This window comes from Pelobacter seleniigenes DSM 18267 (genome assembly GCF_000711225.1).
GTDB classification, from domain to species: domain Bacteria; phylum Desulfobacterota; class Desulfuromonadia; order Desulfuromonadales; family Geopsychrobacteraceae; genus Seleniibacterium; species Seleniibacterium seleniigenes.
Genome location: NZ_JOMG01000002.1, coordinates 2,350,432 through 2,375,272, shown reverse-complemented (window position 1 = coordinate 2,375,272; position 24,841 = coordinate 2,350,432). Strand labels below are relative to the sequence as shown.

Below are 24,841 nucleotides of genomic sequence, written 5' to 3'. Positions count from 1 at the left end.
GTTGCCAGTTCAGTCCCGCTTTGCTCCGAAGACCAAAACCGCACCGTAGTGCCCCAGCAAAACGACACTCGCTAAAGCGATCACCAAGAGCAGCAGAAACAGCCAGAACAGTCCACCATGCTGCTGCAAAATTCCGGAATTAGACCAATACAATCCGACGGCCAAGCCAAGGGAAATCAATAGCTGGCAGGAGAGGAAGATTTTTTTCCTGAACAGCGGGGTCATGACCCCGTCAAAACGCGACTTCCAGTCATACAGTCCGGTCGCCATGGTCACCGGAACCGCAAGCAGGCTCATAACCAGCAGATAAAAAGCCGTGCTTTCAAAAGAAGGGAGCGCGGTCGTCGCAAACAGCAGCAGAAACAGCCAGATCGTCGGGATCAAGGCATTGGGAAAGTGAGCGGCAACGGCATGTGGCATAAACACCGCGAACAGCTCTTTGAACAGGCCCGCATCCGCCGCCGTAGCGGTCATCGCGGCAGGTTCCGCCGCCACCGCGGCAAAAGAATCGCTGCCCATGCCGCACACCGGACATTGCTCCGGAGGAGTCTCACCCTGATGTAAATGGCCACAAACAGTGCAACGCCAAACTTTTGCCATGATTTCTCCTTCGGTGGAACATGTAATTTGAATAGTCTGCTGATTGTGTCTATAATCTCGCCATAGACGGATTTGATAAATAAAGCGTCACGCTTTTCCGGCTCCTGCTGGCAAGTTAAGAAGCGGCCCGGATCCTGGCATTGTAGCAAGCTACTCTTTTTTTCCAATCTAATTTCTTATCTGCATTAAGGAGAAAGTCATGAAAGCAGTCCTGATGGACGAATTCGGCGGCCCTGAAGTCATGAAAGTTGGCGAGATCGATACGCCTGAGCCCAAAGCGGATGAAGTCCTGATAAAAGTTATTGCCACCAGTATCAATCGCCCCGACCTGGTGCAAAGAATGGGCAATTACCCTCCTCCGGCCGGGGACTCCGAGATTCTCGGTCTGGAAGTTGCCGGCACCATCACCAAAGTCGGCGCCAATGTCAGCAAATGGCAGCCGGGGGACCGGGTGATGGCCTTGGTTGGCGGCGGCGGCTACGCCGAGTATGCCGTCGCTTATGCAAACCATCTGATGCCGATCCCGGACAGCATGAGTTATCAGGAGGCGGCCTGTGTCAATGAAAGCTACATCACCGCGTTTCTCAATGTCTTCATGATCGGCGACCTGCAGGACGGCCAAACGGCAATCCTGCATGGCGGCGGTGGCGGCGTGAATACGGCGGCCATTCAGCTGGCCAAAGCGCTGACCCCCTCGGCCAAACTGATTGTGACCGCCCATCCGACCAAAATTGAGCGGGTCAAAGAGCTTGGCGTTGATCTGGTCATCGACTTTACGCAAACCCCGGATTTTACCGATACCGTGAAAGAATTTACCGGTAAAAAGGGCGTCGATCTGGTCCTTGACCATGTTGGTGCCAAATACCTCAAGCCGAACATGAACTCCCTCGCATATAAAGGGAAACTGGTGGTGATTGGTGTTATCAGCGGCATCAAAGCCGAACTGAATCTGGCTTTGATGATGGTCAAACGCCAGCAGATTATCGGTTCCGTGCTCAGAAGCCGTCCCGTTGCTGAAAAAGGGAAGATTATTGCCGAGTTTACCCGGCGAGCCTTGCCGAAATTCGCCGACCGCAGCATTGTCCCGATCATCGAGCAGGTTTTCCCCATGGACGAGGTCGTTGCCGCCCACCAAATGATGGAAGAAGACAGCCATTTCGGAAAAATCGTGCTGCAGATCAGCGCGGAATAACCCCGCCGAGAATCCTTCTTGCCTGACCACCAGAGGCCTTTCTGTTTCCAGAAGGGCCTCTGCCGCGAGGTCCTCATGTCGTTCAAAATCTCCGCATTTACCGTCACCAACCTGGCAGACAACCGGTTTGTGAAACCGGTCCGCCTGCATTACATCCAGAATGGCCAGCCCCGCGACTGGGAGGCGGTGCAGGCCCATGACAGCGTCGCAATCCTGCTCTATCACCGCCAACGTCAGGCCTTCCTGCTGGTCAAACAGTTTCGTCCGGCAGTCTATATGAACTATCCGCAGTTCAACCACACTTACGAACTCTGCGCCGGGATTGTCGATAAGAAATTGCCGCTGGAGCAGATTGCCAAAGAAGAAATTTTCGAGGAATGCGGCTTTGATCTTCCCTTGTCAAAAATCATCCCGATCAGTTCCTTCTTCACCAATGTCGGAATCACCGGCAATCGCCAGCATTTGTTTTTTGCTTTGCTGGACGACGCCGAAAAAGTTCATGCCGGCGGCGGCATCCATAACGAAGAGATTGTTCTTGAGTACATTCCCTTCAAGGACGCGGAACACTTCATCTATGATGAAAGCCACGCCAAGACCCCCGGTCTCATGTTCGCATTCAGTTGGTTTCTTCACCGCTTCGGACCCGACGGCGAGAGGTTGGATTCCCGAACGGCGCAACCTGCTCCATGAAAGACAAGAACTCGGCGACGCTAAAGCCCACGACAACGGAGAACGACCCAGCAGCGTCCCCTTCGCTCAAGGGGGGCAGAGTCGCACAAACCAGCCAGCGTCATTAGAGTTTGCGAGCCATGAAACTGTAGCGGTTAGCACCGCAAAGACCTGGGACAGCCCCCGTGCGGGGACAGTCCCGGTTTTGCTGCGACAACGGGGAACGATCGAGCAGCGTCACCTCCGCCCAAAGGGGGCAGAGTCACGCAAACAGGCCAGCGTCACTGATGGGCAGCCAAGTCTTTCGGCGGCACCGCGCGCGCCGCGATATCAAGGACCTGCGCCAACGGCAGTAGGCGACTGGTTTTGGCGATAAAGCCGTTGACATGAACGAAACGGATATTCGGATCATTGGCCACCGTGCGAAAATCGACAAAATAATGATCTTCAAGGCGCAGCAACTCCCAGCCGCTGCCGCGATTGGAGGGCGTAATGCTCATGACGATGTCAGGGTCGTTCAACAACTGCAGATACAACTCCATGGACAACTTGGGATTATCTTCAATAGGGCTGAAGATGGCTTTATAATCTCCCACCGGCACAATCTTGGCTTCCGTTTTGAGACGCTCCAACCGCTCCATCTTCATGTCGATCATGTTGATCATGTCGGTGCCGAAATCTTTCATGAAGCGATAAAAGAAATCGCGTTCATGGATCTCGCGCAAGCGGGAGAAGTGGGACAGGATATAGCCGTCAATCGGTGACGAGGCCGCAAACAGGACACTGCTATCGACCCCGAGCGCCTTGGCCGTTTTATAGGGCCCCCTGACATCCATCATGCTCATATGCACATACCAGCCGAAAACCAGCATGGCCGCCTCATGATAGCCGAGATGCTGCATGACCAGGTGAAAAGCGCAGGGCAGGCTCCGATCCTGATGGTGATCAAAATTATGTAACCGCGGATTGTAATGCATGCCGACATCGACAACATAGGTGTCCGGATCGGCGATATCCTCCACCGTTGCCTCCCGTCGATAGACCTCGGCCTTGCCTAAGGTCGCCAGAAGCACACAAACGGTCATAAAATCATCCTTATGAGCGCTGCCTGGATGGGTGACTATTTTATACATATGCTTTCCTTTGCTGCTGACTGTATTCTGCATATTGACCAACGCAATCGATCTATTTCAGCGCAACGCGTAGCAGTCCCGCCAAAAAACGAATCAACCCCCGGGTGTCTGTTGCCGGTGCAGAATCTTTTTTTGAATAAAACCGGCTAAAAAATGCAAACAAAGACCGGGAGCAATTGTGGTCATGCAAAAAAGAGTAGCACAGATCAGCGGTCAGGGTCGCCTCCATAGCCCCAAAAAAAGCACTTATAAAACTCTTTTATCCGGAATTTTATTGTGGTTGGCTTTTTACAAACAACTGTTTTTCATGATATTTTCCAGTTGAGATGGAAATTTCCAATAATATCAATCGCCTAAATTAATATTATCTATTTGAATTTTCAATTTTTCTCCCCTACCCTGCGCTCAGCAAAAATTAATGTTATTCACTGTGTAGACATCTTGATTGCCGTGCTTCTCGATTGTGGCAGGTTGAGATGGGTCCAACTCGGACCCTTGGCACAACTCCAGCGGAGATCCTCCTTCTCCGCTTTTTCTTTTCCAGCAATGAAGTAATTTTTCCTACTTAAGAATAATTCTTGACAACAATCCACAAAAGATATAGAAACCTACATATTCTTTTCATTGCACCAGACCTTAAACTAAAGCAAAGGAGACAACCATGGACGTTGCAACTTTTCCCTTACTTGGCGACAGCTTTCCGGAACTTGCCGTACAAACCACCACTGGCCCCCTGAACCTGCCCGGCGACATGAACGGCCGCTGGTTTGTTCTGTTCAGCCACCCGGCAGACTTCACCCCGGTCTGCACCACCGAGTTCGTTGCTTTTCAAAATCGTTATGAAGAATTTCGCGCACTGAACTGCGAACTGATCGGAATGTCTGTTGATCAGGTCTTCTCCCACATCAAATGGGTCGAATGGATCAAAGAGGAATTAAAGGTCAATATCGAATTCCCGATTATTGCGGCGAATGATACCATTGCCGCCAAACTCGGGATGTTGCATCCAAGCAAGGGAAGTAATACGGTTCGGGCGGTTTTTATCGGCGACCCTGCCGGAAAGGTGCGGCTGATCCTTTATTATCCGCAGGAAATCGGCCGTAATATCGAAGAAATTTTGCGTGCGGTCAAGGCTCTGCAAATCGCTGATCAGCAAGGTGCGGTTCCGGCCAACTGGCCACATAACAACCTGATCGGCGACCGGATCATTGTTCCGCCTGCCACCGATCGAAAAACCGCCGAAACGAGATTGAAAACCTACGACTGCTACGACTGGTGGTTCTGCCATAAGCCGTTGGAAAAATAAATTTCAGGCCACCGACAAAATTGCTGACCGGATCAGCCCGGCAATTCTCAGGTTGAATCCGCCCCGATTGTTACGGCGCGGATTCAACCCGGCTGGTCAGTCGGCTACGGGAACATCGACTCCGCAACTGCCATCACAGTGTGGCAGATTCCGACTTTGCCCGCAGGTACACAAATAGACCTTTTCCCTTTCCTTCACCTCAAAGCGAAGCGGCAGCTTCTGGCCTTGCTGATGGTGGCCGTCACAAAACGGCAAGCTTTGCGAACAACCGCAGGTGCAACGAAAATAAACGCCGGGCTCCAGAGTCAAGGCTATCGGCATAGCGGAGTCTTTTTCTTTCTCATCCATAAAGAAACCTTTCAAGATCGAGATTTTCTGTTCATTTTTTTTATTTTTTCAATTTTTATAAAATTCAAATTTTACCGCCCTCCGGGCCTGATGATAAAGTCCGGGCTGAAAAATCCTTTCCAACAGGCTTCAGCGGGCAATTTTCTCGAGTAGCCAGGCCATATTTTCCCCCAGCCTGGTCATCGTCGCTACCCCTTCCGTATCGGTGTCCACGTCACCACTGTTACGACCGAAGGCGAGATTCCAGTAATTGGAACCGGGGATAATCATCTCATTGATCAGAAAATAATTCTGAATCGATTGCAGGGCATGCATGACCCCGCCGCGCCTGGCCACAGCGACCCCGGCACCGACTTTGCGCCGCAACTGACCGCCATTGGCCCGGGTCACCATCCCGCTCCGATCGATGAGCGCTTTCAACTCGGCCGTAATATCCGCAAAATAGGTCGGCGAGCCAAGAATAATACCGTCGGCCGCCACCATCTTCTCCACGATATCATTAAGCGGATCCCGGGTCAGAACACAGCGCCCGTCTTTCTTTGCAAAACACTGCATACAGGCTGTACAGCCTCGTATCTGCAGCCCGGCAAGCTGAATCATTTCCGTTTCGATTCCAGCCTCCTGCAGGGGGGCGAAAACGTGCTGAATCAGACTTGCCGTATTGCCATCTTTGCGTGCGCTGCCATTAATCGCAATAACTTTCATTCAACATTCTCCTTGATCTGATATATAAAAGGTAACCGGCAAGACCTGCACCCGGTACAGCCAACCGCCGTAAAAACTCTCGGCACAGTGGGAATCAACTCAGCAAAAGGACAACAGGGTTCATGGATAAAAGCAATATCATCCTCATCGGCATGCCCGGTGCTGGAAAGAGCACCGTCGGGGTTATTCTGGCCAAACGACTCGGCTTTCAATTCTACGATACCGACCTGATCATTCAAGGTCGCGAAAAAAAACGTTTGCAGGATATCATCGACAGCAAAGGGTTGCCCTATTTTCGCTATGTTGAAGAACAGGTCCTGCATCACCTGCAACTGGAACGCTGCGTCATTGCGACCGGCGGGTCGGTAGTCTACTATCGCGAAGGGTTGACCAGCCTGGCCATGACCGGCCATCTGGTCTATCTGCAGGTTTCCTTGCCCGATCTGCAACAGCGCATCGCCGACATGGGACAGCGTGGGCTGGTGATGGCCAAAGGGCAGACCTTTGCCCAGCTATTCCAGGAAAGAACTCCACTTTACGAGCAATTTGCGGACTTGACCGTCTCCTGTAGCGGACTTAATGCAGAGCAGGTCGCCGCCACTGTGGAACAACAGATATCGACTCACTGGCCAGAGCTGCTGAGCTGTTGACGTGACGGCTCTGGTCTCACTCCCCACAAAAGTTATAGAGAACAGGCCCGAACCACAGCCAAACTAGCTCGCCCACAGAGCGGCTGTCAACTGTCCGCATATGCCAGGGTTCCTCTCGAGTCCTGGGCTAAAAGCTGCGGATTAAACCTGCAGCGCGGCCCCAGCCCCCGCTCGAGGCTCGCGAGGATTCACGACCAACCGGTTTCAGTCCCCTATCGACACAAGACCTGAAAAGGGCCCGGCCTTGACTCGAGACCTGATTTCCGACACTATGGAGCGGATAAAGCACTTGTTATTATTATCAATATCCGCCGGCGATCCGGAGAAAAAATCAGTTATGGGGCACGACGAATACAACGAGCTGTTACACAAAGGGATAAGCGCCGCCGAAAAAGGGTTCATCCCATCCGCCCAGGCCTATCTGGATCAGGCCGCACAGATCAACCATTCTCCTGCTGTGCTCAGCTATCAGGCCTACTGCCTGGCCAAAGGACAAGGGAGAATACAGGCCGCCATACAATTCTGCCGGGATGCCCTCGATCGCGATCCGCACAATTCATTACACTACCTGATCATGGGGCGGATTCTGTTGTTGTCCGGCCATCGGGAAAAGGCGATCAGAGCCTTCCGTCAAGGGTTGCGCACCAGTCCCAACCCGAAAATCATTGCTGAACTCAAAAAACTCGGTCTGCGGAAACCGGCGATTTTCCAAAATCTGGACCGCAGCCATCTGTTGAACCGATCCCTGGGCAAACTCTTCAGCAAACTCGGCCTGAGGTAGGCTCTGCAACTCAGACCATCGGCTCTTTCAACCATGTCCGGCGGCGCCCCAATTCACTGAAATCATCCCAGAGCGAAGCGGCAACCGGACCCACCGGCTGGCCCTGGCGGCGCATGGCGCGGATTTCAATGTCAACCGAACAGGGATACCTGTCAATGGCCAATGGGACCAGTTCGCCGCCCTTGAGCTCTTCTTCGATCAGGCTTTCCTGCAATTTCCCCCAACCCAAACCGGCCAGGATCAATTGTTTTTTGGTCATATGATCACCCACCACCCAATGCCGCCCCCCATCCAGCACGCCGTAGGAACGATTGTCCGGGTTGTTGCTGCTGTCGCGAACAACGATCTGTACATAGCTTTTCATCATCTCGGTATCCAGGGCCTCCCGATCAGCCAGGAAACCGGCGCCAGCAACCGCCAGCAGGCGGGTTCTGGTCAACGGAATACTGTCGAATTCCTCCAATTCCAGAAACCAGGGGCTGACCGCCAAGTCGACCTCCCCTTTTCGTAATTTTTCAATAGCCCCCCAAATGTTCTCAACCTGCAGATTGAATTCGGTCTGGGGATATTTTTTATCACTGCTCTGCAGTATTTCCAGGACCAGAGGCATGGGACAACTCGCCTCGACCGCAAGCGCCAACGAAGGCTCATTGCCGACTGCCAGGTAGTGGGCCAGGTTCGTCAGGTCGTCAACCTGAGCCAAAACCCCTCTGGCCTTTTTATACAGTTGCCATCCGGCCGGGGTCAGCATGGCCCGATAACTGCTGCGATCGAGAAGTTGCACGCCAAGTTCTTCTTCGAGCTTTTGCAGTAACACGCTGAGGGTCGGTTGGGTCCGGTACAAGGCCCGGGCGGCCCCCAGGACACTCCCCTGGTCGGCAATGGCCACCAAAATTTTGAGTTGATCAAGAGTCATTTTCGGATCCTGTTGCAAAGCAGAATTGAGTGGGTGTATACCCATAAATAAATATAGATAATACCTATAATGATAATACTGATAAAGTATTTTCATTCTATATAAAATAAAACTATATTGATCATAATTTGATCGCAACATAAACAACAAAACAACAAAACAACAAAACAACAAAACAACATAAAGCTATTAAAGGAGTCTTCCCATGTTAAAAAAACTGACCTTGCTATTATCCTCTCTGCCGTTGCTGGCAACCGGCGCTGGTGCCGAGGTTTACAACATTGACCCGGCCCACACCCAGATTCATTTCACGATTCCCCACCTGGTGGCGTTCAAAGTCCGCGGTAATTTTAATGATTTCACCGGCACCGTTGATATTGACACGCAGGCCAAGCAATTGACCTCAGCTCAGGCGGTCATCAAAACGGCCTCTATCGATACCCGGAACACGCAACGTGATGAGCACCTGCGAAGCGGAGACTTTTTTGCCGTTAACGAGTACCCGGAGCTGACCTTCAAAAGCAAAAAAATTACCGGCAGCGGCGACAATATTACCGTGGTCGGAGATCTGACCATCAAGAACGTGACCAAAGAAGTTGTACTCAAAGGCGGCTTTGCCGGGACAGCCATTGACCCCTGGGGAAATAAGCGGGCCGGGTTTGAAGCGAATGGCGAGATTGACCGCAAGGATTTCGGCCTGAACTGGAACAAAGCCCTGGAAGCCGGCGGGTTCCTGGTCGGCGACAAGGTTGAAATCGGCCTGGAAGTCGAAGCTGTCGCCCAGCAGTAACACAAGCAACACTCCCTTTGGAAAATCCTCGTTCCCTGCCCTTTGCCTGACGCAATGGAGCCCGGGCAGGACAGGGAACGATTGAACTGATAAAGAAAAGAGCACAGCCATGAATGAATCTTTGAATCCGGTCCTTTTTTTATCCCATGGTGCCCCGGACCTGCCGTTAACTGAACATCCGGCCAAACAGGCCTGGCAGGACATCGGCAAAAAGCTACCACGCCCGCAAGGGATCATTGTGATTTCGGCCCACTGGCTGACCAACCAAGTGACGATCAGCACTGCGGACAGCTACACGACCATGCATGATTTCAGCGGGTTTCCGCCGCAACTGTACCGCATCGAATATCCGGCCAACGGGTCGAAACCATTGGCCGCAGCCATTCAGGCCCAACTGGCGCACCAGGGCCTGTGCCCTGAAACCGATTCAAAACGCGGCCTCGATCACGGCGCCTGGGTGCCCCTGTCGTTGCTTTACCCGCAGGCAGATATCCCTGTCGTGGCCGTCAGCCTGCCGATGAGTGCCGACCTTGACGGGCTTTTTGCCTTCGGCCGCGGGCTCGCTGAACTACGGCGAGACAACCTGATTCTCTGTTCGGGAGCCGTGACTCATAACCTCCGTGAATTGACAGCCGAAGGTACACCACCGGCGGACTGGGCGGTCAGTTTTACCGCCTGGGTCAAACAGCAACTGACCAGCGCCGCCTGGGCCAATCTCAAACAGTTTCACTCAGCCCCTTATGCCCGCATGGCCCATCCGACCGATGAGCACTTTTTGCCCCTGTTTGTCGCCGCCGGGGCTGCGCAAGGTCAAAAAGCCCAGGTCCTGCACGACAGTTTCAGCTATGGCAATCTGGCGATGACCGTCTTTGCGTTTACCAATAAAAGTCAACAGTTACCGGTTGTTTGACCGTTTTACCCAACTCTGCCTCATCTCCGCACAACAGCTCTTTTTCGGGCTGGCGATCTGTGCTTTAATGCAAGCAGGCAGCCCGGCAACCGGGAGCCTGCCTGCTTGCCCAGACCGAATCACCCAGGAACCGTTCCGGACACCTCGCGGACGGAGGAGGAGAGCCCAATGTCACCTCGTTTTATCATGACCGCCTTCGGCAAAGATCGCACCGGGATTGTCGCCGATGTCACCCGCCTGCTTTACGAGAATGATTGCAATCTGGAAGATACCACCATGTCGATGCTGGCGGATGAATTCACCCTGAGCCTGTTGTTCTCCAGTGCCGACGACAGCATTGAAGAACTGCTGGCACGGGAGTGCCGACGCCTTGAGCTGGACAAAGGGATTTCCGCGTTTGTCCGCCCGCTTAAGAGTGAGCGTGACCAAACCCGCACCAGCTACAAAACCTGCACCCTCCAGATCGAAGGACTGGATCAAGCTGGAATCGTCTATAAAACCAGCCAATTTCTCGCTGATCATCAGTTGAATATCCTGCAGCTTGATTCTACGGCCAGTGCCTCACCGCAGAGCGGCGCGACCGTCTACAGCATGACCATCCATGTTCAGGTCCCGGAACAGCTGCCCTTCGATCAGCTTGAAGATGAGCTTGCCGCGGTGGCCGATGAACTGCATGTCGATATCACCCTGGCACGCTAAGCGACTTTTCCGCAAAGAATAATTTGGCCCCTGCAAACCGGTTTTGCAGGGGCCAACCAGAGAGCTGTCCAGAGGGCCTTTTCCCAACTCTCGCCAGCTGCCGCACGACCCAAACCGCCCTGCCCGACGCCATTTCAGCCGACTTCCGGAAATTCCGTATTGTCTGGTGTCTGCGCCTGCAGAGATCATCCTTTTATGCTATTAATATGTAACACTCGCAAGATCCACCAGAGCGCGCCCTCGTGATGAAGGCGCATGGACTCGCCAGAATGGCGCTAGTTTAAGCAACTTCGCAGTAAACTCGGGACTGTCCCCAGGGGCATCGGGGGGCTGTCCCAAGAGTTTACGAGCCATGAAACTGTAGGGGTTAGCACCGCAAAGACCTGGGACAGCCCCCGTGCGGGGACAGTCCCGGTTTTGCTGCCATCTGCTCTTAAACTAGCGCCATTCTGGACTCGCCATGGTTTTCATCTAAACCTGCTCACCAGGAGACCAGCATGATCGACGACAAGGGAGAGGATGATAAGCACCCGGACGGCCCCCTCGGCACAGGCAACGATCCGTTTCCCGTTGTTGCCTTGGGAGCGTCTGCCGGCGGTCTGGAATCTCTGGAAAAATTTTTCCTCAATATTCCGCCCGACAGCGGCATGGCATTTGTTGTGGTCGTCCACCTTGATCCGCAGCATAAAACCCTGCTGCCCGGATTGCTGGCACGCTATACTCAAATGGCCACCTGCCTGGCCGAAGACGGAACCGCCATCGTCCCGAACACCGTCTATATCATCCCCTCCAATCGCGAAATGACCATCTGTGGCGGACAGCTGCGGCTTGACGAGAAGCAGATCGAGCGCGGCGTTCGGCATACCATCGATAACTTTCTGATCTCCCTGGCTGCTGATGCCGGTTCGCGGGCCGTGGCCGTCATCCTCTCGGGAACCGGGACTGACGGGACAATCGGGATCAAGGATATCAACGTCGCGGGCGGAGTGGTCATTGCCGAAGCGGAGCACAGCGCCAAATATGCCGGCATGCCCAACAGCGCCATCAGCAGCGGGCTGGTCGATCTGATCCTGCCCGCTGAAGCCATGGGGGAAAAACTCCTGGAACTGGAGAGCAAGCCACCGCTGCTGCGGAGCAACGAGCTTGATCCGGCCAAGAGAATTGCCGAAAATCTGGGCAGAATCTTCCATCTGGTCAAAAGAAAAACCGGCCACGATTTCAGTACCTATAAAACCAATACCATGGTGCGGCGGATCGATCGGCGCATGTATATCAACAACATTGCCACAGTCGAAGATTATGTCGCACTCCTTGAGCAAAGCGCCGGGGAATGTCGAGCCCTGTTCAAAGAGGTGCTGATCAGTGTCACCGGTTTTTTCCGTGATCCGGAAGCATTCAACTGGCTGGAAAAAGAAATCATCCCCAAACTTTTTGAAGAGCGCGATCCATCCCGGCCAATCCGCATCTGGCTGCCCGGCTGCGCCACAGGGGAAGAGGCTTATTCCCTGGCGATCCTGCTGAAAGAATATGCGGACGACCAGCAGGAGAATTGCAAAATCCAGATTTTTGCCAGCGATATCGACCAGCAGGCGATCGACTCCGCCCGCAAGGGCATTTATCCGGAAGGGATCAGTGCCCAGATCAGCAAAGACCGGCTGAAGCGCTTCTTCACCCGGACCGACAATCACTTCGAGATCAATAAACAGCTTCGCGAAATGGTGATCTTCGCCTACCACAACCTGATCAAAGACCCGCCATTTTCCCGTCTCGATCTGGTCATCTGCAGAAACCTGCTGATTTATCTCAACCCCGAGGTCCAAAAACGCGTGATCGCCCTGTTCTATCAGGTTCTCAGACCAGGCGGCTTCCTTTTTGTCGGGACCTCGGAAACCGTCGGCCGGCATACCGATCTGTTTCGTGTGCTCAATAAAAAATGGAAAATTTTTGTGCGCAGGCACCACGGTCCACAGTTGCAGTATAATCTGATCACCGCGACCCCGACGGTCTCGGACCTGCCCGTCCCGGAAAAAACCGGGGCGAAGACCACCCCCTTAAGTCCGGGACAGATTGCGGAACGACTGCTGATTCATCGTTATTCCCCCCCCTGCGTCGTCATCAACAATAAGCACGAAATCCTCTACTACTCCACCCGCACGGCACGCTACCTGGAACCGCCGTTAGGAGAACCGACCCATGACATCCTGTTGCTGGTCCACCAAGACCTGCGCCCTGCGCTCAGAGCCGCCATCCACAAACTGCAGACCGCCCAGGAAGCGGTTGAATACCGGAATTTATCCATGCACACTGCCGACACGGTGGAAAAGGTTCGGCTGCGGGTTGAGCCGATCCTGAAGCCACCCGCGGCACAGGAACTGGCCCTGGTCATTTTTGAACGGGAAGAGCCGCTTTCAGCAGCGTCTTCCGCAGCACAGGACTTGCCCGGCCAGCCGCAGCAGGCCGACCAGGAACAGATCATTGCCCAGCTGGAAGACCAACTCCATGCGACCCAGGAAGAGTTACAGGCAACCATTGAACGCCTGGAATCGGCCAACGAAGAGCTGAAAAGCTCAAACGAAGAGCTGATGTCCATGAACGAAGAGTTCCAGTCAACCAATGAGGAATTGGAGACCTCCAAGGAAGAACTCCAGGCTCTCAATGAAGAGCTGGTGACCGTCAACGCCGAGTTGGAAAGAAAGATCGAAGAACTGGGACAGACCAACGACGATCTGCAGAATCTGCTGAGCAGTTCCGAAATCGCCACGATCTTTCTCAATCGACAACTCCAGGTCAAACGCTTTACCCCGCGCCTGGCCGGCCTTTTCAATCTGATTGATTCCGATATCGGCCGCCCCTTACGACACCTGACCGGCAGAATCAGCTATCCGGAACTGGAACAAGACGCGGAAACGGTCTTGGACACCCTCACCCCGATTGAGCGCGAGCTGTCTTCCGTGGATGGCAAAAAGCACTTTTTGATGCGGATGCTCCCCTATCGGACCGCTGAAGACCAGATTGACGGCATCGTCGTCACCTTTATCAATATCACCAACCGCCTGCTGGCCGAAGAGAACCGGGCACGGCTGGCGACCATTGTCGAAGCCACCAACGACGCTGTCATCGGCGAATCGATCGCCGGCGTGATCACCAGCTGGAACGCCGGTGCAGAAAAAATCTACGGCTACAGCGCTGCGGAAATGATCGGCAACCGCATAGATCGCCTGGTGCCCGCCAACCTGCGTCAGGAGCGCGCGGACATCGTCAGCTGCCTGCAGCGTGGCGAACAGATCCGCAACCTGGAAACCGAACGGATCTGCAAGGACGGCCGTCACGTCCAGATGTCCCTGAGCATTTCGCCGATTTATAATCGGCAGCATGAAATCGTCGCCACCGCAACCATTGCCCGGGATATCTCCATGCAGAAGCAGCACCTGCAGCAACTTGCGGAGAGCGAACGCCTGCAGCGCAGCCGCGCCGAAGAAATGGAAGCGCTGATGGAAGCCGTTCCGGCCGCCGTCTGGATGGCCAAAGATCCGCACTGCCGGGAGGTCACCGGGAATCGGGCCTCTTTCGAGATGATCCGGCTTGAGCGTGATACCAATCCCTCCAAAAGCGCGCCGGGGGGAGGTCCGACCAATTTCAGAATCTACAAGAACGGTCGCGAACTAGTCCCAGAGGAACTGCCGCTGCAGCAGGCGGCCCGTGACGGTAAAGTGATTCATGGCTTTGAAGAGGATATTCTCTTCGCGGACGGCGATCATATCACCGTTTACGGCAACGCCGCCCCGCTGTTGGATGAACAGGGACAGCCGCGCGGTGCAGTTTCCGCTTTCATCGATATCAGCCCGTTGAAAAGAATGGAGGAAAGCCTGCGTCAGGCCGAAAAGATGCAGGCCATCGGCCAACTGGCGGGGGGCATCGCCCACGATTTCAATAACCAGCTCTCCGGCGTCCTCGGCTTTGCCGATTTAATCATCAGCAAGACGGATAACCCGGAGTTGTCCAGGTATGCGCAAAGCATCAAATATTCGGCCATGCAGTCAGCCGACCTGACCCAGCAACTGCTCGCCTTCGGTCGCAAAGGATCCTTCATCAGGCAACCGGTCCAGATCCATAAGCTGCTCAAGGATATCCAGATGATCCTGGCGCATAGTCTGGACAAGCGGATTGAAGTCCAGCATCACTTCAATGCAGTAACAGATACGGTCAGCGGCGATCCGGCCCATCTTCAATCGGCACTGCTCAATATCGCCATCAACGCGCGCGACGCCATGCCCGAGGGCGGGCAACTGATCCTGACCACCGAACTGGTCGACCTGGACCAGGACTTCTGCAACCGGTATCCCGAGAAGATCGTCCCGGGTCGCTATCTGAACATCAGTATTACGGATACCGGCATCGGAATTGCCCCGAATCATCTGAGCAAAATCTTCGAACCGTTTTTCACCACCAAAAAAATCGGCGAGGGGACCGGAATGGGACTTTCCGGAGCGTACGCCACCGTCCAGCGCCATGGCGGGTTCATCGAAGTGCAAAGCCAGCCCGGGGAAGGATCCACGTTCATGACCTATCTTCCCCTCTCCAAGGCAGAGGAGAGTCAGCCGGGAAAAACCGCAAAACTGGCCGCCCCGGTCAAAGGACAAGGCAGAATCCTCCTCGTTGACGATGAGGAAATGGTCCGTAATGTTGCGGCAGAAATGCTGACCGCTCTCGGCTATAAGGTCTTTACTTGCGTTAACGGCGCCGAAGCGCTTGAGTACTACCAGAAACACTGGCAGGAAATCGATCTGGTCATTCTGGATATGATCATGCCGAAAATGAACGGCTATGACACCTTCAAAGGCTTACGCGCCGTCAACCCGGAGGTGCTTGCCATCCTGGCGACCGGCTACAGTACCGACGGCCTGGCTCAAACCATTCTGGCCGAAGGGTGCAAAACGGTTATCAGCAAGCCTTTTGAATATGCCGAGCTGTCAACCGTTGTTGCCGATATTTTGCAGCAGCACGGAGCTATGCCTGAGGGCTAGCCGCCTTCAAGCAGCCTCGGCAGACCGTCAGGAACCGTGGGGGGCCGGTTCCTCGGTTGCCTCGGGCGGGTTGCGGAAACTGACGTCACAGCACTCCTGCTTGGGGAGAACCAGTGGATGTTCGTCAAGAAACCGGTCGAAAGCTGCCCGATCCAAAGATTCTTCCTCTGTCAACAGCGTCGCCAAAGCGTCAAGAACCTCACGATTGCCGGCAACGACGGCATGGGCACAGCGGTCGGCGGTATTGACCAGCTGTTCAATCTCCTGATCGATGATCCAGGCGGTTTTTTCACTGAAATTCTTTTCGCTGGCCATTTTCCTTCCCAGAAACGGATGCTCCTCGCCACGCGGATAGCTGAGCGGTCCGAGCCGGTCACTCATCCCCCATTGACAGACCATCTTCTCGGCCAGGGACATCACCTGCTTGAGATCATTTTGAGCACCGGTCGAATACTCCCCGAAGCACTGCTTCTCCGCGGCCCTGCCGGCGAGCATCACGCTTAATCGCCCCATCAGATAGCTACGTTGATAATGGTAGCGATCATCTTCCGGCAATTGCTGGGTCAGGCCAAGAGCCTGTCCGCGCGGAATGATGGTAATTTTATGCACCGGATCCGAACCGGGTATGGCTTTGGCGACCAAAGCGTGACCGGCCTCATGGATCGCGGTCATATATTTTTCCTCTTCCGACAGAAACAGCTTGCGCTCCATCCCCATCAGCTGGCGATCCTTGGCTCGGTCAAAATAGACCATCGCCACCTGTTGCACATCTTCACGAGCAGCGATCAGCGCGGCTTCGTTGACCAGACTTTGCAGATCCGCCCCGACCATCCCGGGCGTCCCCTTGGCAATAAGTTCCAGATCGACATCGTCGGCCAGCGGCATCTTTCGGGTATGAACCTGCAGAATCTTCACCCGGTCGCGCCAATCCGGCCGTTCGATGACCACCTGGCGATCAAACCGGCCCGGGCGCAGTAACGCGGCATCGAGAACATCCGGCCGGTTGGTCGCTGCCAGAACGATTACCTGCGAATGATCTTCAAACCCATCCAGCTCCGAGAGCAACTGGTTCAGGGTCTGCTCACGCTCGTCATTGCCGCCGCCCAGTCCCGTTCCCCGCGCCCGGCCAACCGCATCCAGTTCATCCACAAAAATAATGCTGGGCGCATTTTTCTTGGCATTGGTAAACAGATCACGCACCCGACTGGCCCCGACCCCGACAAACATTTCGATAAACTGCGAAGCCGAGATACTGTAAAAGGGGACCTCAGCTTCTCCGGCAACCGCCCGCGCCATCAGGGTTTTTCCGGTTCCGGGCGGGCCGGTCAGCAACACACCGCGAGGGACTCTCCCCCCCAACCTGGAAAATTTCTCCGGGTTACGCAAAAAAGAAATGATTTCCTGAAGTTCCTGTTTCGCTTCGGCGAGCCCGGCGACATCCTCAAAAGTGACCCGGGATTGCTCCCGGGCATACAGCTGTGCTCCCGATTTGCTGAATCGTTGCAGCAGACCGCCACCGATGCCGCCTTTTTGCTGTGCTTTGCGAATGATATACCACCAGACCCCGATGATCAGCACCCAGGGCAGCACGCCGATGAGAATGCGCGATCCCAGCGAGGTCCCCTGCACCGGTTCCGCCCTGACCCTGACCTTGAATTTATCCAGCAATGGCATTAATTCCGCATCCGTAACGGGGGGCAGAATGGTTTTGAAGCGGGTAAATTTTTGTTTTCCCTTAAACTGCGGATCGATCGCCTGGGCGTCCGTCAACTCCTGTTCCGCAGCAAATTGACCGGATAGATTCTCGCCCTGCAGCAAAACCGCTTTGACCTGATCGTTTTTCAGCTCCTGTTTGAACAGACTGTAAGGAATACTGACGACCGGCTCCGGCTGGTTAGGGGGATAAAAAAACAGAAAAGCCGCATTAAGCCCCAAAATCAGGGCGAAAAAAAGAAGGATTCTTTGCCAATTGAAGGTCATCTGCCCGACTCCATTCGTTTCCGATCATTTTGGAAGAATAAGCACCGCTCATATACTGACATCTACAATGGTAACAAATCTTCACGGAATCACCTTCATCAACAACGTCACCGGGCCGGAAGATTTGCTATAATAAATCCCGCGCACCGCATCCGCGACAGCCCTCGTCCATGCACGGCCCATTTTTCCCGGTATGGCAGAGCTAACCGGATAAAAACCCAAGCAATCTTTCCCAACCAGAAAACTAGCAGAAGGAGGCTTAATGATGAGTAAATTAACCTGGTTCGGTCATGCAACCCTCGGTCTGGAAACAGCCGGTTTCAAATTGATTATCGATCCCTTTTTCAGCGGCAATCCGGCCGCGTCGACCAGCGCGGACAAGGTCGCTGCGGACTTTATCCTGGTCAGCCACGGCCATGGCGACCACATCGGCGACACCGTGGCGATCGCCCAGCGTACCGGTGCAACGGTGATAAGCAATCATGAAATTGTCACCTGGCTCGGCAAGCAGGGGGTGGAAAAAGTTCACGGCCAGCATCTCGGCGGCGGTTTCAAGTACCCCTTCGGCTATCTGAAGCTGACCCTGGCCCTGCATGGCTCGCAGTTGCCGGACGGTTCCTATGGCGGCAACCCGGCCGGCTTTCTGCTCACCTGCAACGACGGTAAAAAGATCTATCTGGCTCAGGACACCGGGCTGTTTGGCGATATGAAATTGATCGGGGAGGAAGGTCTGGACCTGGCCGTGATTCCCATCGGTGATAATTACACCATGGGGCCGGACGATGCCCTGCGGGCAGTGAAGATGCTGCAGCCGAAAGCGGTCGTCCCGATCCATTACAACACTTTTGAGCTGCTCAATCAGGATGCCGCCAGCTGGGCCAAACGGGTTGCCGATGAAACCGGGAGCAAGGCGATCATCCTTAAACCGGGGGAAAGTTACACCTGTTAAACGGGCTACGGAGGAAAGAGCGGTCCACTCAGGACCGCTTGCGGGCTCCACTCAGGAAGAGCTCGCGATCAAGGGTTCCCCAGGCGCTGAAGCTGTTGAAAACCGTCAGCCGGATCGCCAGGATAACGGTCAAGGCGGTGCCGACAAAGATGGCGATGACAATGGCGATCTGATACTTTATGGCGGTCATGGGGTTGCCGCCGCCCAGGATGACCCCGGTCATCATCCCCGGCAAGGCCACCAGCCCCATGGTCGACATGGTCGCAATGGTCGGGGCCAGGGACGCCTGCCAGGCCTCCTGGAGATAAGGGAACAGCGCCTCCCTTAACGTCGCCCCCTGGGCCAGCCTGAGCAGATAGGCTTTTTCCTGTTTGCGCAGGGCTTCATAGAAGGTTCGAATGCCGATAATATCGGCCCGCAGGCAGTTTCCGAGAATCATCCCGCCAATCGGTATCAGATATTGAGCGTCCAGCGCGGCTGGACCGTCCAGAATCAACAGAACGAAAAACAGCAACGGCACCAGAACCCCGATCAGCAGGGCCAGAAAAACCCCGCCGGCCAGGCGGCGCAGGCGCAGGTTGCAGCCCCGGATGATCGACAGGTCGGCAACAATCACCATGACCAACAGCCAGGCGCCGGTGGCCCAGAGGCTGTTGAGAGCAAAAATCACCTGCAGGTAAAACCCCACGAACAGCAGCTGTACGGTCATGCGGACGACCGCCAGCAGGGTCTGGCCGACCATCGGCACCCGGAGCCAGAGCATGATCGCCAGGGGAATCAGCAACATCAGGTAGCCACTGCCCAGCCGCCAGAAACTGATATCGATGGTACTCATGACGTCCTCCCCTGTAATTCCGCCAAATTGACGACCCGATCGGCAAAACTGAGCCATTCTTGATCATGGGAGACGGACAAGACCGTCAACTCTGCCGTCGCCGAAAGCAGATCAATCACTGCCTGTTTGGAAACCTGGTCAAGGGCTGACGAAGCCTCGTCCAGCAATAGAATCCTGCGGTCCAGGAGCAGGGCAGACAACAGGGCAATGCGCTGTTTCTCGCCACCGGACAGATCGGTCACCCGTTCGGTAAGCAAGCCCTCCGGCAGCAGCAATTGCTCCAGCAACTGCGGTATCCGCTGCAGATTGCCCCACAGCGAACGATTGCCGGCAAAGGAAAACGGCCGTTCCAGGATCTCTCGAACCGTCCCCTCTCCCAGTTCCGGTTCCTGCGGAACATAAGCCATTCTGCCCCTGAGCCGCCAGACCGTGGTTGGGGTCAAAAGTTCACCGCCGATCCGAATGGTTCCGGAATAGATCGGAACAAATCCCAGCAGGCAACGCAGCAGGGTCGACTTGCCGCAGCCAGAAGGACCGCTCAGGGCAACCTTTTCCCGGTCCAGAATCTGCAAATCCACGGCGCGCAGAATCTGGCGGCCATCCATAGTCACCATCAATTGTTCAATGCTCAAAGTCGCTGCTTGCAAAACCGGGCCTCCAGGATCTTCATCGCCGCCATGTGTTGCCAGGCAGGAGAACAAAAGCCTATACCAAAACGGCGGCAGAACAAGGCTATTTTTTCATCGACACCACGGGTGGGCGATTTTCTCGCTGTCGTTCCGACAACAGTCGATAAAAACTATTTGCGAAGTTTCTATTTTTGCCATATCATTTAATCATAATATGATTAAATGATATGGTGATTCATCGATATCAGCACACAAGACAGTCGCCGAAAGGAATCAATCATGGAACAAAACGGAGTGGAAACAGTCAAAAGGACCCGGCTGCACGAGCAGGTGGCCCGGACCCTCAGTCTGCAGATCCTCAACGGTGACATCCCGCCCGATTCTCTGTTGCCGAACGAAGATGCCCTCTCCCGGCAGTTCGGCGTAAGCAAGCCGGTGATTCGTGAAGCGATCAGCTTCATGGACGCAAAAGGACTGGTCCGGGCCCGCCCCAGAATCGGTACCCGGATCTGCGCGCCCGCCAACTGGGTTTTGACCGACCCGGTGCTCCTGAAATGGCGGATGGAAGCCGGGCCGGAGCAGGCACTGGTCGACGACCTGCTGGAGTTGCGCAGCATCATTGAACCGATAGCCGCGGGACTCGCCGCCAAACGGGCCACGCCGGAATGCCGCGCAAAAATCGACCGGGCCATGCAAGCGATGAGTGCGGGAAGTTCTCTGGAAGATCATATTGCCGCTGACATCAAATTCCACCAGGCCATTATCGAAGCGAGCGGGAACGAACTGCTCATCAGCTCACTCAGGCCGGTCCTTGAACACACCATGGGCACCAGCTTTGAACACTTCATCACCTCTTTTGCCGCAGCCAAGGCATCGGTCGCCTTTCACCAGGAGGTGGTCACCGCCATTCACCAACAGGACGAGCCGGGCGCGGTGGCGGCGATGCGCAACGTCATTGAACGGTCCGCAGCCGACATTCATAATGCTGTTGGCCAGCACGGCTACACGTGAGAAACCCCGCTAAACACCCAGAAATAAGATCGTCAGCGCGCGTTTTGCGCAATGATTTTTCAACCATGACCGAGCCATAGGCTTTTGCCAGAGCAACTGTTCAAACAGGAGTAAAAAAGATGAAAATCACCGCCCTTGAAACCCTTTTCCTCAAGGAATTCAACAATGTCACCTGGGTCCGCGTGCATACCGACGAAGGCATCACCGGCATCGGTGAAACCTATTACGGCTCGGGAGCCGTCAGCGCCCATCTCCACGAAACCCTGGCGGGTCGGCTGCTCGGCAAAGATCCGCTGCGGATTGAAGAACTGAACCGGGAGATGGTCAATCTGCCCCTGGCCCAGGCTTCGACCGGCGCCGAATACCGGGCGGCCTCGGCTGTCGACATCGCGCTCTGGGATCTCTACGGCAAAGTCGTCAACCAACCGATCCATCAGCTGCTCGGCGGGCTCTGTTGGGACAAACTGCGCGTTTACAACACCTGCGCGGGTTATCGCTATGTCCGTTCGGCCAATATCCGCCCGGTGGATACCTGGAACTTCAGCGCCGACGGTCCCTACGAAGACCTGCAGGGTTTCATGGAACGCCCCGGCGAGCTGGCCCAGAGCCTGCTTGCGCAAGGGATCAGCGCCATGAAGATCTGGCCTTTCGATCCGGCCGCCCTGGCCAACAAAGGCCGTTATATCTCCGCCGCGGAATTGAAAAAGGCCCTCCACCCGTTTGAGGAAATCCGCAAGACCGTGGGTGACCGAATGGACATCATGGTTGAGTTTCACTGTCTTTGGGATCTGCCGACCGCCAAACAGATCGCACGCGAACTGGAACCCTTCAAACCCTACTGGTTCGAGGACTCCATCCGCATGAATTCACCCCAGGCGTTGGCCGAGTATGCCCGCGCCACCCCGGTCCGGGTCTGTGCCAGTGAAACTCTTGGTTCGGCGGCTCCTTACAATGAAATGCTGCGGCATGACGCAATTGATGTTGTTATGGTGGATATCTGCTGGACCGGCGGTATCACCGAGGCACGAAAAATCGCCATCCTCGCGGATATCCACCATAAACCTTTTGCCCCGCACGACTGTACCGGCCCCATTGGCCTGGCCGCCGCCGTGCACACCGCGTTAAGTCAGCCGAACTCGCTGATTCAAGAGACCGTCCGCGCTTTCTACACCGGCTGGTATAAGGAAGTTGTGACCAGGGTTCCGACTATCAAGGACGGTTTCGTCTACCCGCTGGAAGGGCCCGGCCTCGGCGTCGACCTGCTGCCGGAAGTCATGGAGCGCGACGACCTGATCATCCGCAGATCCGAACTGTAACCACACCCGACGCAACCGGGAAATGTCAACCAACACGCTTTGGCTGCAACAGAGCAGAGCGTTTTCAAATCAACCACAATGGAGTTATTGACAATGTCACTGATCAAGCAATTATTCGATCTGAGCGGCAAAACCGCGCTGATTACCGGCGGCAGCCGCGGCCTGGGCAAAGACATGGCCCGCGCCCTGGCTGAAGCCGGCGCCAAAATCATCCTTAACGGCCAGAACCCGGAGACCCTGGCCACGGCAGCCGCGGAATTCAGCGCCGCTGGATACGAGGTGATGACCCTGCCCTTTGATGTACGCAACGAAGCCAGCGTTGTTGCCGCCTTCGCCACCCTCGACGAACAAAACATTGCGGTGGATATTCTGGTCAACAACGCCGGCATTCAGCATCGCCAGCCGATGGTCGAGCTCTCCAGTGCCGATTGGCAAAAAGTACTCGACACCAACCTGACCAGCGCGTTTCTGGTCGGCCGCGAAGCTGCCAAGCGAATGATCCAGCGCGGCCAGGGGGGGAAAATCGTCAATATCGGTTCCCTGACCAGCGATCTGGCCCGCGCTACTGTCGCCCCGTACACCGCGGCCAAAGGCGGCATCAAACTGCTGACCAAATCGATGGCTGCGGAATGGGCCAAATTCAACATCCAGGCGAATGCCATCGGCCCCGGCTATATGCTGACCGAAATGACCCAATCTCTGGCCGACGATCCCACGTTCGACGGCTGGGTCAAAGGACGCACCCCGGCCGAGCGCTGGGGACTCCCCGCCGATCTGATGGGAACCGTCATTTTCCTGAGTTCTGCGGCCTCGGCCTATGTCAACGGACAGATTCTTTATGTCGACGGCGGGATGAGTTCGGTGCTGTAATTAATTTTGAAATATGCCCCAAACCAACAGGCTCATCCGTTTGTGGGATGGGCCTGTTTTTTACCCGGAGAGCAGAAAAAACATTTTCAAACCCGCTATCAGCCCGCCACTCTTCGCCAAACCATTCACTGATTCAGATGTAACTCAATAAATGGTAAACTGTCCCGAATGGCGCTCGTTTAAGCAACTTTGCAGAAAACTCGGGACTGTCACCAGGGTCATCGGGGGCTGTCCCAAGAGTTTGCGAACCATGAAACTGTCGCGGTTAACACCGCAAAGACCTGGGACAGCCCCCGTGCGGGGACAGTCCCGGTTTTGCTGCCAGCGACTCTTAAACTAGCGCCATTCTAGACTGTCCCTATTAAAAAAACAGCCCGCGGAGGAGATATGGTCGCTGAAGAAATCGGAACGACATTAAGCCAGCACATTATCAAGACCCAGAAAAACTTCCCTCAGGCCAGTGGAAGGTTTACCAGGATCTTCAACGAGTTGGCCACCTGCGGAAAAATTATCTCCAGTTACGTCAGGAGGGCGGGAATTATCGATATTGCCGGCAAGCGGGGCACCACCAATATCCAAGGGGAGGAGCAGGCGAAGCTTGACGTCATCGCCCACAATATTTTCGTGAACCGCATTCTTGAAACCGGGCTTGTGGCAGGGGTTCTCTCGGAAGAAAGCGATGACATTATCGAAGCGGAGGAAGAATACTCCCGTAACGCCAATTACATTATTGCCACCGACCCTCTTGACGGCTCCTCCAATATCGATGTGAACGTATCCGTCGGCACTGTATTCTCCCTTTTGCGGAGAAAATCGCCCACCGGAGAACGCTGCAGCAAAGATGACTTTCTGCAACCGGGCAGCAAACAGATTGCCGCGGGATACATCCTTTACGGCTCCAGCACGATCTTCACCTATGCTTCCGGTGACGGGGTTTTTTGTTTTACCCTTGATCCGACCGTTGGCGAGTACCTCCTGTCCCACTCAAAATTGAGAATCGCAGAAGAGGGGAACATCTACTCGGTCAACGAGGGAAACAGAAAATTCTGGGACCAGGGCGACCAGCAACTGCTTGATTATTTTCAGGGCAACCATAAAGACAATGATGAACCTTATACCGGACGTTACATCGGCTCCCTGGTCACCGACGTTCACCGGAACCTCCTGAAGGGTGGAATCTATCTCTATCCTCGCACCACCAAAAACGGCAAAAAAGACCATGGCAAACTGCGCCTGCTGTACGAGGCCAACCCCCTGGCGTTTATTATTGAACAGGCCGGTGGGGTTGCAACGGACGGGCAAAGAAGAATTCTCGATATCATGCCGCAGGACATCCATCAGCGGGTGCCGCTCTATATCGGCAGCAAGCGAGAGGTTGATTTAGCAGGAAAATTCACCAAGGTATCGTAAAGAGCACTCACCGTGGCTGGACCATTGGTCGCCTTTTACCTTAGGAGAATTCCCAGAGCAGCTTATTGATCTTTTCAGTAATTCAGTACCTTGCCCCGAATGGCGCTCGTTTAAGAGC

General features: G+C 54.7%; 22 protein-coding genes. 14 read left to right on the top strand and 8 right to left on the bottom strand.

Features of this window, described 5'->3' with window-relative positions; translation table 11 throughout:
- Positions 1–9 precede the first annotated feature (9 nt).
- Positions 10–600: a rubredoxin-like domain-containing protein gene (locus tag N909_RS0113690; RefSeq protein ID WP_155005940.1), complete on the bottom strand. Its 591-nt coding sequence runs from the start codon at positions 598–600 to the stop codon at positions 10–12.
- A 199-nt stretch (positions 601–799) separates the two neighbouring features.
- On the opposite strand from N909_RS0113690, the gene N909_RS0113685 reads away from it, so the two are divergent.
- Entirely contained in the window at positions 800–1,792 is a 993-nt protein-coding gene (locus N909_RS0113685; protein WP_029916025.1) for an NAD(P)H-quinone oxidoreductase, read from the top strand.
- Positions 1,793–1,867: 75 nt separating this feature from the next.
- The gene (locus N909_RS0113680; RefSeq protein WP_029916023.1) at positions 1,868–2,482 is read left to right on the top strand and encodes an NUDIX domain-containing protein; all 615 of its coding nucleotides are present in this window, start codon (positions 1,868–1,870) and stop codon (positions 2,480–2,482) included.
- Positions 2,483–2,742: 260 nt separating this feature from the next.
- Here N909_RS0113680 and N909_RS23875 read toward each other — a convergent pair whose 3' ends face one another.
- On the bottom strand, positions 2,743–3,594 hold the full coding sequence (locus N909_RS23875; protein WP_036683180.1) for an MYG1 family protein: 852 nt from the start codon (positions 3,592–3,594) through the stop codon (positions 2,743–2,745).
- A gap of 661 nt (positions 3,595–4,255) precedes the next feature.
- Between N909_RS23875 and N909_RS0113665 the strand changes: the two genes are divergently transcribed.
- Entirely contained in the window at positions 4,256–4,900 is a 645-nt protein-coding gene (locus tag N909_RS0113665) for a peroxiredoxin (protein ID WP_029916011.1), read from the top strand.
- Between the two features lie 96 nt (positions 4,901–4,996).
- On the opposite strand, the gene N909_RS25325 is transcribed toward N909_RS0113665, so the two are convergent.
- Both N909_RS25325 and N909_RS0113655 read right to left on the bottom strand, forming a co-directional pair.
- Entirely contained in the window at positions 4,997–5,248 is a 252-nt protein-coding gene (locus N909_RS25325) for a CDGSH iron-sulfur domain-containing protein (RefSeq protein WP_084167709.1), read from the bottom strand.
- Between the two features lie 129 nt (positions 5,249–5,377).
- Positions 5,378–5,953 carry a flavodoxin family protein gene (locus N909_RS0113655; protein WP_029916006.1) on the bottom strand — a complete coding sequence of 192 codons (576 nt, stop codon included), beginning with the start codon at positions 5,951–5,953 and terminating at the stop codon, positions 5,378–5,380.
- 122 nt (positions 5,954–6,075) lie between these two features.
- Here N909_RS0113655 and N909_RS0113650 point away from each other — a divergent pair, with 122 nt between their 5' ends.
- Positions 6,076–6,603, top strand: a complete 528-nt coding sequence (locus N909_RS0113650) for a shikimate kinase (RefSeq protein WP_029916005.1) — start codon at positions 6,076–6,078, stop codon at positions 6,601–6,603.
- A 289-nt stretch (positions 6,604–6,892) separates the two neighbouring features.
- Positions 6,893–7,384 carry a tetratricopeptide repeat protein gene (locus N909_RS0113645; RefSeq protein WP_162179122.1) on the top strand — a complete coding sequence of 164 codons (492 nt, stop codon included), beginning with the start codon at positions 6,893–6,895 and terminating at the stop codon, positions 7,382–7,384.
- Between the two features lie 10 nt (positions 7,385–7,394).
- Here N909_RS0113645 and N909_RS0113640 read toward each other — a convergent pair whose 3' ends face one another.
- Positions 7,395–8,300, bottom strand: a complete 906-nt coding sequence (locus N909_RS0113640; protein ID WP_051689759.1) for a LysR family transcriptional regulator — start codon at positions 8,298–8,300, stop codon at positions 7,395–7,397.
- 205 nt (positions 8,301–8,505) lie between these two features.
- Here N909_RS0113640 and N909_RS0113635 point away from each other — a divergent pair, with 205 nt between their 5' ends.
- From N909_RS0113635 to N909_RS24690, 4 genes are all read left to right on the top strand, one after another.
- Complete coding sequence (locus tag N909_RS0113635) at positions 8,506–9,090, top strand: YceI family protein (RefSeq protein ID WP_084167707.1); 585 nt, start codon at positions 8,506–8,508, stop codon at positions 9,088–9,090.
- 109 nt (positions 9,091–9,199) lie between these two features.
- Positions 9,200–10,000 carry a DODA-type extradiol aromatic ring-opening family dioxygenase gene (locus N909_RS0113630; RefSeq protein ID WP_029915997.1) on the top strand — a complete coding sequence of 267 codons (801 nt, stop codon included), beginning with the start codon at positions 9,200–9,202 and terminating at the stop codon, positions 9,998–10,000.
- A gap of 168 nt (positions 10,001–10,168) precedes the next feature.
- Positions 10,169–10,699, top strand: coding sequence for a glycine cleavage system transcriptional repressor (locus N909_RS0113625; protein WP_029915995.1), 531 nt, complete (start codon positions 10,169–10,171; stop codon positions 10,697–10,699).
- Positions 10,700–11,196: 497 nt separating this feature from the next.
- The gene (locus N909_RS24690) at positions 11,197–15,723 is read left to right on the top strand and encodes a CheR family methyltransferase (protein ID WP_051689758.1); all 4,527 of its coding nucleotides are present in this window, start codon (positions 11,197–11,199) and stop codon (positions 15,721–15,723) included.
- Positions 15,724–15,750: 27 nt separating this feature from the next.
- Here N909_RS24690 and ftsH read toward each other — a convergent pair whose 3' ends face one another.
- Complete coding sequence (gene ftsH / locus N909_RS0113615; protein ID WP_063336397.1) at positions 15,751–17,703, bottom strand: ATP-dependent zinc metalloprotease FtsH; 1,953 nt, start codon at positions 17,701–17,703, stop codon at positions 15,751–15,753.
- A 262-nt stretch (positions 17,704–17,965) separates the two neighbouring features.
- On the opposite strand from ftsH, the gene N909_RS0113610 reads away from it, so the two are divergent.
- Entirely contained in the window at positions 17,966–18,652 is a 687-nt protein-coding gene (locus N909_RS0113610; RefSeq protein WP_029915989.1) for a metal-dependent hydrolase, read from the top strand.
- A 28-nt stretch (positions 18,653–18,680) separates the two neighbouring features.
- Here N909_RS0113610 and N909_RS0113605 read toward each other — a convergent pair whose 3' ends face one another.
- Together N909_RS0113605 and N909_RS0113600 are read right to left on the bottom strand one after the other, a co-directional pair.
- Entirely contained in the window at positions 18,681–19,487 is an 807-nt protein-coding gene (locus tag N909_RS0113605) for an ABC transporter permease (protein ID WP_029915987.1), read from the bottom strand.
- Positions 19,484–20,134, bottom strand: coding sequence for an ABC transporter ATP-binding protein (locus N909_RS0113600; RefSeq protein ID WP_029915985.1), 651 nt, complete (start codon positions 20,132–20,134; stop codon positions 19,484–19,486). Before N909_RS0113600 ends, N909_RS0113605 begins: the two co-directional genes overlap by 4 nt.
- Positions 20,135–20,395: 261 nt before the next feature.
- Here N909_RS0113600 and N909_RS0113595 point away from each other — a divergent pair, with 261 nt between their 5' ends.
- The 4 genes from N909_RS0113595 (at position 20,396) to fbp (ending at position 24,723) form a co-directional block, all read left to right on the top strand.
- Entirely contained in the window at positions 20,396–21,127 is a 732-nt protein-coding gene (locus N909_RS0113595) for a FadR/GntR family transcriptional regulator (RefSeq protein ID WP_051689757.1), read from the top strand.
- Between the two features lie 119 nt (positions 21,128–21,246).
- Entirely contained in the window at positions 21,247–22,443 is a 1,197-nt protein-coding gene (locus N909_RS0113590) for a mandelate racemase/muconate lactonizing enzyme family protein (RefSeq protein ID WP_029915980.1), read from the top strand.
- A gap of 93 nt (positions 22,444–22,536) precedes the next feature.
- The gene (locus N909_RS0113585; protein ID WP_029915978.1) at positions 22,537–23,313 is read left to right on the top strand and encodes an SDR family oxidoreductase; all 777 of its coding nucleotides are present in this window, start codon (positions 22,537–22,539) and stop codon (positions 23,311–23,313) included.
- Positions 23,314–23,700: 387 nt separating this feature from the next.
- Positions 23,701–24,723 carry a class 1 fructose-bisphosphatase gene (gene fbp, locus N909_RS0113580; RefSeq protein WP_029915976.1) on the top strand — a complete coding sequence of 341 codons (1,023 nt, stop codon included), beginning with the start codon at positions 23,701–23,703 and terminating at the stop codon, positions 24,721–24,723.
- Positions 24,724–24,841: the final 118 nt, after the last annotated feature.

Bases quoted from the DNA above. Each gene is read 5' to 3' on its own strand.
- N909_RS24690 (WP_051689758.1), top strand. From the start codon at position 11,197: ATGATCGACGACAAGGGAGAGGATGATAAGCACCCGGACGGCCCCCTC.
- N909_RS25325 (WP_084167709.1), bottom strand. From the start codon at position 5,248: ATGGATGAGAAAGAAAAAGACTCCGCTATGCCGATAGCCTTGACTCTG.
- N909_RS0113690 (WP_155005940.1), bottom strand. From the start codon at position 600: ATGGCAAAAGTTTGGCGTTGCACTGTTTGTGGCCATTTACATCAGGGT.
- N909_RS0113610 (WP_029915989.1), top strand. From the start codon at position 17,966: ATGATGAGTAAATTAACCTGGTTCGGTCATGCAACCCTCGGTCTGGAA.
- N909_RS0113590 (WP_029915980.1), top strand. From the start codon at position 21,247: ATGAAAATCACCGCCCTTGAAACCCTTTTCCTCAAGGAATTCAACAAT.
- N909_RS0113665 (WP_029916011.1), top strand. From the start codon at position 4,256: ATGGACGTTGCAACTTTTCCCTTACTTGGCGACAGCTTTCCGGAACTT.
- N909_RS0113585 (WP_029915978.1), top strand. From the start codon at position 22,537: ATGTCACTGATCAAGCAATTATTCGATCTGAGCGGCAAAACCGCGCTG.
- fbp (WP_029915976.1), top strand. From the start codon at position 23,701: ATGGTCGCTGAAGAAATCGGAACGACATTAAGCCAGCACATTATCAAG.
- N909_RS0113640 (WP_051689759.1), bottom strand. From the start codon at position 8,300: ATGACTCTTGATCAACTCAAAATTTTGGTGGCCATTGCCGACCAGGGG.
- N909_RS23875 (WP_036683180.1), bottom strand. From the start codon at position 3,594: ATGTATAAAATAGTCACCCATCCAGGCAGCGCTCATAAGGATGATTTT.
- N909_RS0113685 (WP_029916025.1), top strand. From the start codon at position 800: ATGAAAGCAGTCCTGATGGACGAATTCGGCGGCCCTGAAGTCATGAAA.
- N909_RS0113635 (WP_084167707.1), top strand. From the start codon at position 8,506: ATGTTAAAAAAACTGACCTTGCTATTATCCTCTCTGCCGTTGCTGGCA.
- N909_RS0113655 (WP_029916006.1), bottom strand. From the start codon at position 5,953: ATGAAAGTTATTGCGATTAATGGCAGCGCACGCAAAGATGGCAATACG.
- N909_RS0113595 (WP_051689757.1), top strand. From the start codon at position 20,396: ATGGAACAAAACGGAGTGGAAACAGTCAAAAGGACCCGGCTGCACGAG.
- N909_RS0113625 (WP_029915995.1), top strand. From the start codon at position 10,169: ATGTCACCTCGTTTTATCATGACCGCCTTCGGCAAAGATCGCACCGGG.
- N909_RS0113650 (WP_029916005.1), top strand. From the start codon at position 6,076: ATGGATAAAAGCAATATCATCCTCATCGGCATGCCCGGTGCTGGAAAG.
- ftsH (WP_063336397.1), bottom strand. From the start codon at position 17,703: ATGACCTTCAATTGGCAAAGAATCCTTCTTTTTTTCGCCCTGATTTTG.
- N909_RS0113680 (WP_029916023.1), top strand. From the start codon at position 1,868: ATGTCGTTCAAAATCTCCGCATTTACCGTCACCAACCTGGCAGACAAC.
- N909_RS0113605 (WP_029915987.1), bottom strand. From the start codon at position 19,487: ATGAGTACCATCGATATCAGTTTCTGGCGGCTGGGCAGTGGCTACCTG.
- N909_RS0113630 (WP_029915997.1), top strand. From the start codon at position 9,200: ATGAATGAATCTTTGAATCCGGTCCTTTTTTTATCCCATGGTGCCCCG.